This is a genomic window from Vibrio tapetis subsp. quintayensis, from assembly GCF_030409945.1.
GTDB classification, from domain to species: Bacteria; Pseudomonadota; Gammaproteobacteria; order Enterobacterales; family Vibrionaceae; genus Vibrio; species Vibrio quintayensis.
This window is the reverse complement of record NZ_JAUFQV010000028.1, coordinates 1-14,403: the sequence shown is the minus strand read 5'-3', so window position 1 is coordinate 14,403 and position 14,403 is coordinate 1. Positions and strand designations below refer to the sequence as shown.

Below are 14,403 nucleotides of genomic sequence, written 5' to 3'. Positions count from 1 at the left end.
TCTATTCTCGGTGGTAAGGGTGGTTCGCGGTTATGCTCCACGCACGGTATAAGCTTTCTGCCATAACAACACGCACCAACGGATGCGGAAGTGTTAATGGCGAAAGTGACCAGCTTTGCTCAGCCGCCGCTTTACATGCTGGTGCTAAGCCCTCTGGGCCACCGATGAGAATCGACACATCGCGTGCGTCGAGTTTCCAATTCTCTAATTGCTGGGCAAGTTGCTCTGTATTCCAAGGCTTTCCAGGAATATCAAGCGTGACAATGCGGTTACCCTTTGGAACTGCTGCTAACATAGCTTCGCCTTCTTTTTGCAAGATACGAGCAATGTCTGCGTTTTTACCGCGTTTACCTGCGGTGATTTCAATCAGTTCTAAAGGCATGTCATGAGGGAAGCGACGGCGATATTCAGTAAAGCCTTCTTCCACCCATTTCGGCATTTTTGTGCCAACAGCGATCAGTTGAATCTTCAACGAATTAGCTCCACAGTTTTTCTAGTTGGTATAGCTCGCGATGCGTATCTTGCATAACGTGAACCATAGTAGAGCCAAGATCAACAACAACCCATTCGCCTTCTTGTTCACCGTCAACGCCTAAAGGCTCTAGACCTGCTTTTTTCGCTTCGCGTGATACGTGATCAGCAATAGAAACAACATGGCGCTTTGAAGTACCAGTACAAACAATCATGTAATCCGTTACTGATGATTTGCCTTGTACGTCAATCATTACGATGTTTTCTGCTTTCATGTCGTCAGCTTTGTCAGCTAAAAAGTCTTTCAGTTGTTCAAGTTGCAAGGTAGTTTCCTCAAAATTAGTCAATTTAAAGCGGGCAGGAGTATAGCACGCTTTTTCGATCAGCTAGGGATGAGTGCGTCAGGTGCGCAACACTCAAGCGATAACTGCGCAAGTAATGGCCAAACGGAGCCGTAACTTGTTTTACTTTCGATTTCAGCTTTGGTCACTAGCGACAATAGTTGTGCCAATTTAGCGGGCTGAAGCCGCCCAATCGCCGCGTTATACAAGGGGCGTTTGATTTGCCAAATACGTCGAGTTTCAAATATACGGCTGATGGGCTGTTGAGTCATCTCGCTGTGTATTTCGAGTAAGAGTAATAGCTCTTTTTGTATGGTGCGAAGCATGATGATGGCTTCAACACTTTCAGACTCTAACTGACGTAGAATTCGTTGTGCACGCTTACTTTGCCCGGCCAGTAGTGCATCGACCCACTGAAATGGGGTGAAATGGTTATGGCGGCTTAATGCTTCTTCAACACGCACTAATGTTAGTTGGCCATCGGGATAAATGAGCGCCAGTTTTTCTAAGCTTTGCGAGAGCGCTAATAAGTTGCCCTCATGCCATTGCGCGAGCATTTGAGTTGCTTGCGTGTCAGCCACTAAATTAAGAGCTCGGCAACGCTGCGCAACAAATTGAGGCAGGCGATTGATGTCTGGTGTTAGGCAGTTAACGATCGCAGCGTTAGCCGAAAGGGACTTAAACCACTTACTGCTCTCTTGCTGACGTGTGATTTTCTGGCCAATAAAGATCAACAGTATGTCTGGGTTCAGAACACTCACTAATTGGGTTAACTCTTTTGCCGCGCCAGCAGGAAGCCCTGAATCTGGCACTTCAAGCTCGATAATTTGGCGAGTGGAGAACAAGCTTAATGCTTGGCAGCAGTCGTAGACTTGGTTCCAATCCAGTTGTGCATCCAATGCGAAGCGGTGTTTTTCATCAAAGCCTGATTGTTGAGCTTTTTGATGAATGGCCTGCCTGCTTTCGTGGATAAGCAGTGGTTCGCTACCAATGATCATATAAATCGGGAAGAGTTGTCGTTCCAGATGTTCTGGTAATTTGTCAGCAAAAATGCGCATGACGATTATAACTCTTCCAATTTTGTTTCAGTGCTTTGAGTGACACCTTCGTCAATGAGTTGCTCTTCTTTTTCGAGCTCTGCTTTTAATCGTGCCATTTGACGCAAGATCTGACGAGCCGCTAGCTTTTCCATTTCATCCAGAATCATTTCTTTTTCTTCTGATTTTGCTAGGGCGGTTAATGGGTTATCAAGGTAACTGCGGTTAACGGTGGTGGAATACGTTTGGCTACCCACGTTTGGAATCGTCACTCGGAATTCTGCGGTGTACGTTAATTCATATTCTGCTGCCCGGCTATTTTGATACAGCGATAGGGTACGCTCTTCCGAAGAGCCGCTAACTAGGTGCAGATTAGGGGTGCTTTCAGACGGGGCAACCATGTCTACGCCATTCATGTGCAGCTCAGTACGCACGTAACGGGTTAACGCGCTGTACGAATCGTAACTTGTGAAAGACAAGCGAGACACTTCGTCTGGTAGTAAGTACGTACCACGGAAGCTGAAACCACAGGCGGTCGTCAGCACGGCAATCGATGCGACGATAAATAAACGGATAGATGGAGAGGAAAAAAGACGGTTCACTAAAGAACTCCCTTGGAATTAGCAAAATAGGCTTTTATAAATGCTCTGTAAAAAAGCACTGATAAAAACCAAATAAACAGGGTGATTACTCACCCTGTTTTATTCGATTACTGAACCTTGAATTAGTTTCAGTTGGCTCAGCTTATTGTGACTAGTTCGCTACGATGTTCAGAAGTTTTCCTGGTACGTAGATCACTTTACGGATAGTTAGTCCGTCTAAGAACTTAATCGCGTTCTCGTCGTTAAGGCCAAGTTCACGAACTTGCTCTTCAGTGGCATCAGCGGCAACGGTGAGTTTTGCTCGCAATTTACCATTGATCATAACAACGATGGTTTTTTCATCTTCAACCAATGCTTTCTCATCGAAAGTTGGCCATGTTGCTGTATCAACATCTGATTCGCCTAATGCCATCCACATTTCGTACGAGATGTGTGGAGTCATTGGGTAAAGCATGCGAACAACGGCTTTTAGTGCCTCATCAAGGATAGCGCGATCTTGCACTGATTCTTGTGGAGCCTTCGCCAGTTTGTTCATCAATTCCATGATTGCAGCGATAGCGGTGTTGAATGTTTGGCGACGACCAATATCATCCGTTACTTTTGCGATGGTTTTGTGCACGTCACGGCGAAGTGCTTTTTGGTTGCCTGACAGAGCAGCAACATCAACGGCTTCAGAAGCGCCTTTTGATGAATGTGCGTGAACCAGTTTCCAAACACGTTTTAGGAAGCGGTTAGCCCCTTCAACGCCAGACTCTTGCCATTCAAGTGTCATGTCGGCAGGAGAAGCAAACATCATGAATAGACGCACGGTATCAGCACCGTATTTGTCGACCATTTCTTGTGGGTCGATACCGTTGTTCTTAGACTTAGACATTTTGATCATGCCTGAGTGCTCAACGTTACGACCTTGGTCATCAACGGCGGTTTCAATGCGGCCTTTTGCATCGCGTTCAATCGTTACGTCCGTTGGGGCAACCCACTCTTTAGTGCCTTTCTCGTTCGTGTGGTAGAAAGCGTCGGCTAGTACCATACCTTGACAAAGAAGTTGCTTGAACGGTTCGTCAGACGTTACATAGCCTGCATCACGTAGCAATTTGTGGAAGAAGCGAGAGTACAATAGGTGCATACAAGCATGCTCGATGCCACCCACGTACTGGTCAACAGGTAGCCAGTAGTTTGCTTTAGCAGGGTCTAGAATGTCGTCTGCTTGTGGCGAACAGTAACGTGCGTAGTACCAAGATGATTCCATAAAGGTATCGAAGGTATCGGTTTCACGCAGTGCTGGTTCACCATTGAAAGTGGTCTCAGCCCAAGACTTATCGGCTTTGATAGGGCTAGTCACGCCGTCCATTACGACGTCTTCTGGCAGAATAACCGGTAGTTGATCTGCAGGCACTGGGTGAACTTCACCATCAGCTGTTGTTACCATAGGGATTGGCGCACCCCAGTAACGTTGACGAGAAACACCCCAGTCACGTAGACGGAAGTTAACCGTTTTCTTGCCTTTGCCTTCTGCTTCTAATTTAGCTGAGATAGCATCGAATGCGTCTTGGAACGCTAGGCCGTCAAACTCACCAGAATCAAACAATACGCCTTTTTCAGTGTAAGCCACTTCAGAAACGTCAAGCTCGCTGCCATCTTCAGGTTTGATGACAGGAACGATGTCTAGTTTGTACTTAGTTGCGAACTCGTAGTCACGTTGGTCATGTGCAGGAACGGCCATAACAGCGCCTGTGCCGTAATCCATCAATACGAAGTTAGCAACGAAGATTGGCACTTCACGACCGTTAAGCGGGTGGATAGCGGTTAAGCCAGTATCCATGCCTTTCTTTTCCATTGTTGCGAGTTCTGCCTCAGCAACTTTGGTGTTACGGCATTCGTCTACGAACGCAGCAAGTTCTGGATTTGTCTTTGACGCTTTTTCTGCAAGTGGGTGACCAGCTGCGATGCCAACGTATGTCACACCCATTAGCGTGTCTGGACGGGTTGTGTAGACTTCTAGAGGCGCTTCTTCACCATTAACGGTAAAAGACAGCTCAACACCTTCTGAGCGACCAATCCAATTACGCTGCATGGTTTTCACCATTTCAGGCCAACCTTCAAGGTTGTCTAGATCATCTAGCAGCTCTTGTGCGTATTCTGTGATCTTAATAAACCACTGTGGAATCTTCTTTTGTTCAACAGGAGTGTCACAACGCCAGCAGCAACCGTCTTCTACTTGTTCGTTAGCAAGTACAGTTTGGTCATTCGGGCACCAGTTAACAGAAGAAGTCTTTTTGTACACTAGGCCTTTTTCGTAAAGCTTAGTAAAGAATTCTTGCTCCCAACGGTAGTACTCTGGTGTACAAGTTGCGAACTCACGTTTCCAATCGTAACCAAAGCCCAATAGCTTAAGCTGGTTTTTCATGTATTCGATGTTTTCATATGTCCACGGTGCAGGTGCCGTGTTGTTTTTAACAGCTGCGTTTTCAGCGGGTAGGCCGAATGCATCCCAACCGATAGGCTGCATAACGTTTTTGCCTTGCAGACGTTGGAAACGAGATACCACATCACCGATGGTGTAGTTACGTACGTGACCCATGTGCAGTCGACCACTTGGGTACGGGAACATAGACAGGCAGTAAAATTTATCTTTCGTTGAGTCTTCAGTAACAACGAAAGTTTCGTTGTTATCCCAGTGCTCTTGAACTTTTTGTTCAATTTCTTGCGGGTTATATTGCTCTTGCATCGATGATATCCGGTTATCTTGGAATTTGTGAGATCGGTTAGATCAGATTCGTTTTGATCAGCATAGAATACATAAAGGAGAGACAGTCAACAATAGCCAATGCACGGAGGTGTTTAATGCCTAAGCGTAAAGCCAGTTACGAAGAGATGCTAGAAGGTGTCGTCGATACACTAAAACACAGCCCAGAAGAGTTAGAAAGGGCAGTGGATACGTCGGCGGAAGTGGTGTCTGCGGCCAGTGATATGACCAAAGACGAAATGGCACTAATATCTGCCTATGTGAAATCTGATCTCAAAGAGTTCGCAGATAACTATCAACAAGATAAAGAAAACAGCCCGTTTTATTTGATGTTGTCAGATTCCATTTGGCAAGGTTTGCTCGATATCACAGACAAGACCCAAGTTGAGTGGCAAGAGCTTTTCCTTGATTTAGAACACCGAGGTCTATATCAAGTAGGGGATGTCATTGGCTTAGGATATTTAGTGTGCGATAAGTGCAACCATAAAACGCGATATACTCACCCGACAAGCATTGAGTCTTGCAGTAAATGCGGTAGCGGCGCGTTTACACGCCATGCATTGAAACCATAAATAGATAGCTCATCAGGCGGGCTTCGCCTTGAGGGCACGAAGCGGTCGAGACCTCTATAGCAAGAGGGCTAGGCCGCTTCGTCGTTAAAAAAGCGGCATCAATGCTAGAGCGGCAGCACAATTCTAATCATCGTCTTTAGCCTTTAACCTCGCCATCATAAAGCCTAAAGCCAAACTTAGCCCAACCAAAATATACAAGGGCCATGTACCTACATGCCTATATGGCGTCATGCCAGTCGTAGACGTTACGGTTGTCTTTAATACTTGGGTTTCAAACTGCGGTACTTCACTGATGATTTTGCCTTGATAATCGGCGATCGCGGTTACGCCATTGTTGGTGGTACGGATTACCGGTTTACCTAACTCTAACGCACGCATGCGAGCAATTTCCATGTGTTGTAGTGGGCCTATTGAGCGGCCAAACCAAGCATCATTAGACAGCGTTAAGATAAAATCTGTTTGTTCGGTAATGTTCTGCCTAACTTGTTCGTTAAAGATGATTTCATAACAAAGAGCCGGGGCAAGGTGGCGACCGTTTGCTTCAATATTCGTTTGAACAAAGTCCCCGCGGCTAAAAGAAGACATCGGCAAATTAAAGAAAGGAGCCAGTGGCCTTAAAATAGCTTCAAATGGCACGAACTCACCAAAAGGCAATAAGTGATGTTTGTTGTAGCGAGGTTGAGTCTCGTAGTTGTACTCACCGTGTTCGTTACTACCTAAAGATATAATGCTGTTGTAATACTGGTTTCGTTTAGGCTGAGTGACAACTCCGGTGATCAGCGCCGTGTGATTCATCTTGGCTGCAGAGTCGAGGTTGTGCAAAAACGAAGGAAGCTCTCGTTCGAATGCAGGAATGGCGGCCTCTGGCCAAATGATGATATCGGCATCCCAATTTTCACGGCTGAGATCGGTGTAGCGCATCAATGTTGGCCAGCGCTGGCTTGGTAGCCATTTTAAGTCTTGAGCGATATTGCCTTGAATTAAGGCGACCAAAGTTTCACTTTGTGGATCTTCTTTTACCCATTGTACCGATTGAAGCCCGCCGGAAAGAGCAAACAAGGCCGCAGGCATCGCGAGGTAAGCGACTTTTCTTTCAAGCAGAGCCATACTGATGGCGCCACTTACGAGCAGCAGCACGTAAGAGATGAGGTCAACCCCGCCAATAGGCGCAAAGCTGGCCAATGGGCTGTCTATTTGACTGTAACCCAATGTTAACCAAGGGAAACCTGTCATTACCCAGCCACGTAGCCATTCTGATATTAGCCACAAGACGGGAGCACCAATGAGTAGCTTTAGCCAATTAGGTTTGTAGAACCAGCGATTCAATGCGCCAGCGAACAGAGCGGGATAAATTGCAAGATAACCAACCAAGCCTGTCATCAGCAGCACGCTGACCGGTTTTGGCATGCCACCAAAGTTATCAATACTGACGTGTACCCAGCTGATCCCAGTTGCGAATTGACCAAAGCCCCATGCATAGCCAATAGCTAAAGCTTGTTTGGTTTTCACTTGGTTTAATAGCAGTAAAAGTACTGTTGGGCTAATTATGGCGAAAAGCCACATCTGATAGGGAGCGAATGCAAGGGTAGTTGAGGCGCCAATAAAAACGGCCACTAAAGGCCGCCACAGGCGATGAATCCATTTCTGTATCATCTGTCTATTCTTTTCGTTAATTCAGCTCCTAGCGCAGTTTGTGGCGCTAGGAGTGAATACTTTATTCTTCTTCAGTTGCAGGAAGAGGCTGGCTATCTGGAATCGTCACTTGAAGTTGTACGACTCGACGGTTATCAGCTGCGGTTACTTTGAAGTTATAGCCGTCAATTTCGACTATTTCACCGCGAGATGGCAAGTGGCCAAAGCTGGTCATTACCATCCCCCCCACTGTATCCACTTCGTTGTCGCTGAAGTTGGTACCGAAGGTGTCGTTAAACTCTTCAATCGTCGTCAGGGCTTTGACGGCAAATGTGTGCTTACTCAGTTTGCGAATGTCGACTTCTTCTTCGTCATCAAACTCATCTTCAATTTCCCCAACAATTTCTTCAAGGATATCTTCAATGGTCACAAGGCCTGAAACGCCACCAAACTCATCGACGACGATGGCCATGTGGTAACGTTCTTCGCGAAACTCTTTCAGTAGGCGATCGACTCGCTTACTTTCAGGTACGACGACGGCTTGGCGGATAACTTGCTCGATATCAAAATCGGCGCTGTCTGATCCTAAGTATTTAAGTAGGTCCTTCGCTAATAGAATGCCTTCTACATGGTCTTTATCTTCGCTAATTACTGGGTAGCGAGAGTGTTGAGCGTCGGTGAGAAGTGCAACCAGTGCATCTAAATCATCGGTTCGTTCAACGGTGACCATTTGAGAGCGTGGCAACATGATGTCACGTACACGCATCTCTGATATTTCCATGACTCCTTCGAGCATGTCTCGAGTGTCGTGGTCTATCAGGTCATTTACTTCAGAGTCACGGATGACATCTACAAGCTCTTGGCGATCTTTTGGATCACCTTGAAAAATTTGACCTAGGCGTTCAAAGAAGGACTTTCTACTCGGACCTTCAGTTTTTCCTTCCGAAGGAGGAGGTTGATTATCGGCGTTCATTAGTTCTCTGTCGTTATCGCTATCAAATGTGTGATAGCACACTTTATAGTAGGCTAAAGGCTAAAGCTGGCTACTATTGTTTTTCTGCGATGTATGGGTCTTCGAAGCCCATAGATTGCATAATTTCTGTTTCGAGAGCTTCCATTTCGTCGGCTTCTTCGTCATCAATATGATCATAACCTAACAGATGCAAGCTGCCATGTACAACCATATGCGCCCAATGTGATTGCAGGGTTTTATTCTGCTCTTTTGCTTCACTTTCGACAACTTGACGGCAAATGATGAGATCGCCTAATAGATCGATTTCCATCCCGGGAGGTGCCTCAAAAGGAAAAGACAACACATTGGTTGGTTTGTCTTTTCCACGGTACTCATGGTTTAGCTGGTGGCTTTCTTTTACATCAACAATGCGAATGGTGACTTCGGCTTGCGCCTGAAACAAGCTGACCGCTTTTGTTAACCATTGTTGAAAGTCTTGCTCACTTGGCAAGCCACTTTCACTTTCGACAGCAAGTTGCAGATCAAGTTCGATAGTCATTTATTCGTTACCTGGTGTAGTTGTGCTTGGTTGTGTAGTTTCAACTTGTTTTGGGGCGTATTCTTCACGACGTTGACGTTCGCGCTCTTTACGTTCTTTGGAGTCTTTTGCTTCCCATTTTTCATACGCAGTAACAATGCGAGCTACGACGGGGTGGCGCACAACGTCGTCGGCTTGGAAGAAGTTAAAGCTGATTTCATCTACATCGCTTAACACTTCAATCGCGTGTCTTAGGCCTGATTTAGCACCACGAGGTAAGTCGATTTGGGTGACATCACCTGTGATCACCGCACGCGAGTTAAAGCCGATACGCGTCAGGAACATTTTCATTTGCTCAACGGTAGTATTTTGGCTTTCATCTAAAATGATAAAAGCATCGTTGAGTGTGCGTCCACGCATGTACGCAAGCGGTGCGACTTCGATGACGTTGCGCTCAATGAGTTTTTCTACACGCTCAAAGCCAAGCATTTCAAACAATGCATCGTAAAGAGGGCGTAAGTATGGGTCTACTTTTTGGCTCAAATCACCCGGCAGAAAACCTAATTTCTCACCGGCTTCAACCGCTGGTCGCGTAAGCAAAATACGGCGAATCTCTTGGCGCTCTAGTGCGTCTACCGCTGCTGCAACCGCTAGGTAGGTTTTACCTGTACCAGCCGGCCCAATACCGAAGCTAATGTCGTGCGTAACCATATTAACCAGGTATTGGCTTTGGTTCGGTGTACGAGGCTTAATAATGCCTTTTTTGGTACGAACGAAGACTTCTTTACCTGGCTGGAAATCGTGACTTGTGATTTGTTCAAGTGCGCCGGTTTCTTTAATAGCTAAATGAATATCTTCCGGCTCAATGTCTGGAATGTTGCCACGTACAGGCGCTGTGTTGACATAGAGCGTCTTTAATATTTCGAGAGCCGCTGCTGATGTATGTGGCTGACCCACGATAGAGAATGCATTGCTGCGATGATTTATTTCGACACCTAGACGGCGTTCAATTTGTTTAATGTTGTCATCAAATGGGCCGCATAAACTTGCAAGACGCTGGTTATCGGAAGGTTCTAAATCGATTTCTAAAGTAATGATTTTATTGCTCAATGTAGCCTCACTTATTGGCAAACCAGCACGGAATCGATGCGTTACAACGTCGAGGTAACATGAATGCATTCCGGTTGCTGTTAGTGTTCGGATTCAAAAGAGCCCGATTAAAAACCGGGCTCTTTAATATTAGTCTTTATTTAGACACTAAGGCGTGAAAGTTGCAACACCTAGCTCATCTTCTCTGCGAGTTTTTGCCATCATTTGTGTTGGTGACATGACACTACGTAGATCCATGTCTTTCTCTGTGCGGATAAGCTCGCCACGCAATGAGTTAGTAAATACGTCGACGATTTTCACATCAACGAATTGGCCAATAAGATCCGCAGAGCCTTCAAAGTTAACAACGCGGTTATTTTCGGTACGGGCACGCAATTCCATTAGGTTCTTTTTCGAAGGGCCTTCAACCAATACGCGCTGTTCTGTACCTAGCATTAAGCGAGAGAAGCGCATTGCTTGGCTGTTCACTTGCTGTTGAAGTTCGTATAAACGCTCTTTCTTGGTTTGCTCGCTTAAATCACATGGGTAATCGGCTGCAGGCGTACCTGGGCGAGGAGAGAATACGAAGCTAAAGCTCATATCAAAATCCACTTCTTTAATCAGCTTCATTGTGTCTTGGAAATCTTTGTCGCTTTCACCTGGGAAGGCAACAATGAAATCTGAACTGATCTGAATGTCTGGTCGCGCTTTACGAAGCTTACGAATGATAGATTTGTATTCGATCGCAGTGTGTGGACGTTTCATCATCGTTAGAATGCGGTCAGAACCAGACTGTACTGGTAAGTGTAAGAAGCTTACTAGTTCAGGCGTGTCTTCGTACACTTCAATGATGTCGTCAGTGAACTCTAGTGGGTGACTGGTGGTAAAGCGAATACGGTCAATACCATCGATAGAAGCTACCATGCGCAATAACTCAGCAAAACTACAAATGTCGCCATCGTGAGTTGGGCCGCGGAAGGCATTTACGTTTTGACCGAGTAGGTTCACTTCACGCACGCCTTGCTCTGCAAGTTGAGCCACTTCGAATAATACGTCATCCATTGGACGGCTTACTTCTTCACCACGAGTATAAGGTACTACACAGTATGTGCAGTACTTAGAGCAACCTTCCATGATTGAAACAAATGCGGTTGCTCCCTCTGCACGAGGTTCTGGTAAGTTATCGAATTTCTCGATTTCAGGGAAAGAGATATCCATAACCGGCGCTTCGTTGTCGCTTGATGATTTGATCATCTGTGGCAAACGGTGCAGTGTTTGTGGGCCAAAGATCACGTCAACAAATGGTGCGCGTTTACGGATATGGTCGCCTTCTTGAGTTGCAACACAGCCGCCGACGCCAATCACAACGCCAGGTTTTTTGTCTTTCAGTCTTTTCCAACGACCAAGCTGGTGGAATACTTTTTCTTGTGCTTTTTCGCGGATTGAACACGTATTCAAGAGTAGTACGTCTGCTTCCTCAGGTACTTCAGTTAGCTCGTAGCCATTTGCAGCATTTAGCAGGTCAGCCATTTTTGACGAATCGTATTCGTTCATCTGGCAGCCCCAAGTTTTAATTAGCAGTTTCTTACTCATTTTATGTTCGCTCGGTCGTTAGTTTAATTTAAGGGAGCAAATCGCCCAGTGTATCTCCGCCAAGTGGCGGCAAGCGGCGTATTGTACTGGTTTAGAAACCGCCTGACTAGCGATCCGATGAATCTTCTCATGTTGCGGTGCTTCAAAGATTATGGCGCAGCCGCGTTGACTGACCCCAAAAGGCGTTAAGGTATTTTTATTCGCAAATAGAGGTGGAGTGAGTACAATGAAAAACAGTCGAGTAATCAAGGTTGTGGAAGTATGGATAATCAGCAGTTTGAGGTCGCCATTGTTGGTGGCGGTATGGTCGGTGCAGCGTTGGCTGTTGGCTTTGCTAAGCAAGGCAAGCAGGTCGCACTCATTGAAGGCTTTGCTCCAAGTGATTTCTCGGCCGAACAAGCGATGGATATCCGAGTGTCTGCTATTTCTCAAACTTCGGTTGATTTACTGAATCAACTGAATAGCTGGTCTCATACAAAAGGAATGCGGGTGTGTCCATATCGCCGGTTAGAAACGTGGGAGCATCCTGAATGCCGCACCCGCTTTAGTGCTGATTCACTGCAACTTGACCAATTGGGCTTCATAGTAGAAAACCGCTTGATTCAGTTGGGTTTATGGCAAGAGTTTTCTAACTACTCAAATTTGGTGACTTTTTGCCCGGATTCGATGACATCAATGGATTTCACCGTTGAAAGTAACACACTGCATTTAAGTTCTGGGCAGAGTATTGATGCCCAATGGGTGCTGGGAGCTGATGGTGCGAATTCGAAAGTTCGTGAACTAGCCGGTATTGGTGTGACCGCTTGGGATTATCGTCAACATTGTATGTTGGTGAATGTTAAAACCGAATTGGCACAACAAGACATTACTTGGCAGCAATTCACTCCAACCGGGCCTCGTTCGTTTCTACCTTTGTGTGGTCATCAAGGATCGCTGGTATGGTATGACAGTCCAAATCGAATTCGCCAGTTGGTCAATTTAGCACCCGAAAAACTTCGTGACGAGATCCTCAAACACTTTCCTCAAGAATTGGGTGATATAGAGGTGCTTCAAGCTGGCGCGTTTCCTCTCACTCGTCGTCATGCACAGACCTATGTGGCACAACGGTGTGTTTTAGTTGGTGATGCGGCGCACACGATTAACCCGCTAGCTGGGCAGGGTGTGAACCTTGGTTTTAAAGACGTGGCTGCGCTATTGATGGCAGTAGAAGATAAAGGGCTAACGGCTCAAGCGATGAGCCAATACCAACGTACGCGTCGTTGCGACAATTTGATCATGCAATCAGGGATGGACGTTTTTTATAAAGGGTTTAGTAACGACTTGGCACCTCTTAAATTCGCACGAAACGCTATTTTAAAGTTGGCTGATCAAACGGGCCCTGTGAAACAAAAGGTTTTGAAGTACGCATTAGGTTTGTAACAACACTCAAGATAAGCAGACGACTTGGAAAAGGAGAGCAATGATAGCTCTCCTTTTTTATACCCACGGATTAATTACAGCGCGACGCAAACTGGGGCGTCTATCTTAAGTTCGAAGCCAGTGGCGTTTAACTTGCCAGACTCTAGATCGCGAGCGTAACTGATGATGTTATTTGAGTGCTGATTAGCCGCAATTAACCACTGACCATCTGGTGTAATACTGAAGTCACGTGGGAAATGACCATGAGTGGGTATGCTATCGACATAAGTGAGTGTCCTGGTTTGCGCATCAATAGAGAACCAGCTTATTTTTGATTGATGCCGACCAGAGACATAAATGAACTGTCCATCAGGAGATAGCTTAATTGCCGCCGCTGCTTCGCCTTTTTCTTCTTCAGGCAAAATATCTACCTGTTGAATTACCTTCCAACTCACTTCTTGCGCCACGTTGATTTCTCGCTCCAGTACCAATACTGTTTCACTCAATTCACACACTACATAGCAATAATCTTCATTGTGACTAAATACGAGATGCCTTGGGCCACTTCCTGCTGGTGCGTTGATTTTATGTGTGCATATTACTGATGTTTTATCGAATGGCTGAGATTCGGAGTACTGGTATAAACAAATTTCATCAGAACCAAGGTCAACGGTCGCGAACTGGTGAGAATGTTTCAAAAATACAGCTTGATGCGCATGAGCTTGAGTTTGCCGTTCTTTGTTTGGTCCAGAACCATGATGCTGCAATGTCACCACTGATGCTTCTACGTGTCCGGATTGGTGGAGTGTAAAAATATTAAAGCTACCCGATGAATATTGAGAGGTGATCGCGAGTCGCTGATCGGGGCTAATGGTGATATGGCAAGGGTGATTTCCAGAGATAACTGCGTTAGGTCGCTGATTCTTAGGTACCGGAATATCAGACTCTGAGTGAGGAACGAATCGCAATGATGGTGAATCAGATGCTTGAACCTCACTACTTAGGTAGCAACCATGGCTCGTAGAACAAGTGAATGATGGGTTGGTCGCTTCAACATAAAGTGTCAGATCAGTCATTTCACCTGTGATCACATTCAGTTGAAATCGGTATAACCCTTGGCTTGTATTGTTGTCGGTATAGCAACCAACTAAAACAGGTAGTCTATTCATGAGATCCACAGTCAAAAAAATAAGTGACTGTTATTGTGTAATAAACGAATGAACTTGAAGAGGGGGAGATTGGATAATATTAGTGATATGGGCTGCAAATTTAAGCAGAATGTATGCATTAGCAATCATTTGATAAAATTCAGGTAAAAGAAAACCCAGTATAAAAATACTGGGTTTCTTTCGTCTCTATATCTCAAGAGAAATAATGGTGCGGTCGGAGAGACTTGAACTCTCACACCTTGCGGCGCCAGAACCTAAATCTG

Annotated in this window: 13 protein-coding genes; 2 read left to right on the top strand and 11 right to left on the bottom strand. The window is 45.7% G+C overall.

Annotated features, from left to right (window positions below; translation table 11 throughout):
- Window position 1 precedes the first annotated feature (1 nt).
- The 5 genes from rlmH to leuS form a co-directional block, all read right to left on the bottom strand.
- Window positions 2-472 carry a 23S rRNA (pseudouridine(1915)-N(3))-methyltransferase RlmH gene (gene rlmH / locus QWZ04_RS13490; RefSeq protein ID WP_290328805.1) on the bottom strand — a complete coding sequence of 157 codons (471 nt, stop codon included), beginning with the start codon at window positions 470-472 and terminating at the stop codon, window positions 2-4.
- A 4-nt stretch (window positions 473-476) separates the two neighbouring features.
- Entirely contained in the window at window positions 477-794 is a 318-nt protein-coding gene (gene rsfS, locus QWZ04_RS13485; RefSeq protein ID WP_290328804.1) for a ribosome silencing factor, read from the bottom strand.
- A gap of 59 nt (window positions 795-853) precedes the next feature.
- Complete coding sequence (gene holA, locus QWZ04_RS13480) at window positions 854-1,870, bottom strand: DNA polymerase III subunit delta (RefSeq protein ID WP_290328803.1); 1,017 nt, start codon at window positions 1,868-1,870, stop codon at window positions 854-856.
- Between the two features lie 5 nt (window positions 1,871-1,875).
- Window positions 1,876-2,451, bottom strand: coding sequence for an LPS-assembly lipoprotein LptE (locus tag QWZ04_RS13475; RefSeq protein WP_290328802.1), 576 nt, complete (start codon window positions 2,449-2,451; stop codon window positions 1,876-1,878).
- 151 nt (window positions 2,452-2,602) lie between these two features.
- Entirely contained in the window at window positions 2,603-5,179 is a 2,577-nt protein-coding gene (leuS, locus tag QWZ04_RS13470) for a leucine--tRNA ligase (protein ID WP_290328801.1), read from the bottom strand.
- Between the two features lie 116 nt (window positions 5,180-5,295).
- On the opposite strand from leuS, the gene QWZ04_RS13465 reads away from it, so the two are divergent.
- On the top strand, window positions 5,296-5,769 hold the full coding sequence (locus tag QWZ04_RS13465) for a zinc ribbon-containing protein (RefSeq protein ID WP_290328800.1): 474 nt from the start codon (window positions 5,296-5,298) through the stop codon (window positions 5,767-5,769).
- A 123-nt stretch (window positions 5,770-5,892) separates the two neighbouring features.
- Here QWZ04_RS13465 and lnt read toward each other — a convergent pair whose 3' ends face one another.
- The 5 genes from lnt to miaB all read right to left on the bottom strand — a co-directional run bounded on the left by lnt (window position 5,893) and on the right by miaB (window position 11,573).
- Window positions 5,893-7,422: an apolipoprotein N-acyltransferase gene (lnt, locus tag QWZ04_RS13460; RefSeq protein ID WP_290328799.1), complete on the bottom strand. Its 1,530-nt coding sequence runs from the start codon at window positions 7,420-7,422 to the stop codon at window positions 5,893-5,895.
- A gap of 61 nt (window positions 7,423-7,483) precedes the next feature.
- Window positions 7,484-8,374, bottom strand: a complete 891-nt coding sequence (gene corC, locus QWZ04_RS13455) for a CNNM family magnesium/cobalt transport protein CorC (RefSeq protein WP_290328798.1) — start codon at window positions 8,372-8,374, stop codon at window positions 7,484-7,486.
- A gap of 73 nt (window positions 8,375-8,447) precedes the next feature.
- Window positions 8,448-8,912: an rRNA maturation RNase YbeY gene (gene ybeY / locus QWZ04_RS13450; RefSeq protein ID WP_290328797.1), complete on the bottom strand. Its 465-nt coding sequence runs from the start codon at window positions 8,910-8,912 to the stop codon at window positions 8,448-8,450.
- A complete protein-coding gene (locus tag QWZ04_RS13445; protein ID WP_290328796.1) occupies window positions 8,913-10,001 on the bottom strand; it encodes a PhoH family protein in 1,089 nt (362 codons plus the stop codon).
- A gap of 147 nt (window positions 10,002-10,148) precedes the next feature.
- Window positions 10,149-11,573 carry a tRNA (N6-isopentenyl adenosine(37)-C2)-methylthiotransferase MiaB gene (miaB, locus tag QWZ04_RS13440; protein WP_290328795.1) on the bottom strand — a complete coding sequence of 475 codons (1,425 nt, stop codon included), beginning with the start codon at window positions 11,571-11,573 and terminating at the stop codon, window positions 10,149-10,151.
- Between the two features lie 261 nt (window positions 11,574-11,834).
- Here miaB and QWZ04_RS13435 point away from each other — a divergent pair, with 261 nt between their 5' ends.
- A complete protein-coding gene (locus QWZ04_RS13435) occupies window positions 11,835-12,992 on the top strand; it encodes a 2-octaprenyl-3-methyl-6-methoxy-1,4-benzoquinol hydroxylase (RefSeq protein ID WP_290328794.1) in 1,158 nt (385 codons plus the stop codon).
- A 74-nt stretch (window positions 12,993-13,066) separates the two neighbouring features.
- Here QWZ04_RS13435 and QWZ04_RS13430 read toward each other — a convergent pair whose 3' ends face one another.
- The gene (locus tag QWZ04_RS13430) at window positions 13,067-14,140 is read right to left on the bottom strand and encodes a lactonase family protein (protein WP_290328793.1); all 1,074 of its coding nucleotides are present in this window, start codon (window positions 14,138-14,140) and stop codon (window positions 13,067-13,069) included.
- Window positions 14,141-14,403 lie beyond the last annotated feature (263 nt).

Coding starts and splice junctions, on each gene's coding strand:
- holA (WP_290328803.1), bottom strand. CDS start 1,870: ATGCGCATTTTTGCTGACAAATTACCAGAACATCTGGAACGACAACTC.
- leuS (WP_290328801.1), bottom strand. CDS start 5,179: ATGCAAGAGCAATATAACCCGCAAGAAATTGAACAAAAAGTTCAAGAG.
- QWZ04_RS13465 (WP_290328800.1), top strand. CDS start 5,296: ATGCCTAAGCGTAAAGCCAGTTACGAAGAGATGCTAGAAGGTGTCGTC.
- lnt (WP_290328799.1), bottom strand. CDS start 7,422: ATGATACAGAAATGGATTCATCGCCTGTGGCGGCCTTTAGTGGCCGTT.
- corC (WP_290328798.1), bottom strand. CDS start 8,374: ATGAACGCCGATAATCAACCTCCTCCTTCGGAAGGAAAAACTGAAGGT.
- ybeY (WP_290328797.1), bottom strand. CDS start 8,912: ATGACTATCGAACTTGATCTGCAACTTGCTGTCGAAAGTGAAAGTGGC.
- miaB (WP_290328795.1), bottom strand. CDS start 11,573: ATGAGTAAGAAACTGCTAATTAAAACTTGGGGCTGCCAGATGAACGAA.
- QWZ04_RS13435 (WP_290328794.1), top strand. CDS start 11,835: ATGGATAATCAGCAGTTTGAGGTCGCCATTGTTGGTGGCGGTATGGTC.
- QWZ04_RS13430 (WP_290328793.1), bottom strand. CDS start 14,140: ATGAATAGACTACCTGTTTTAGTTGGTTGCTATACCGACAACAATACA.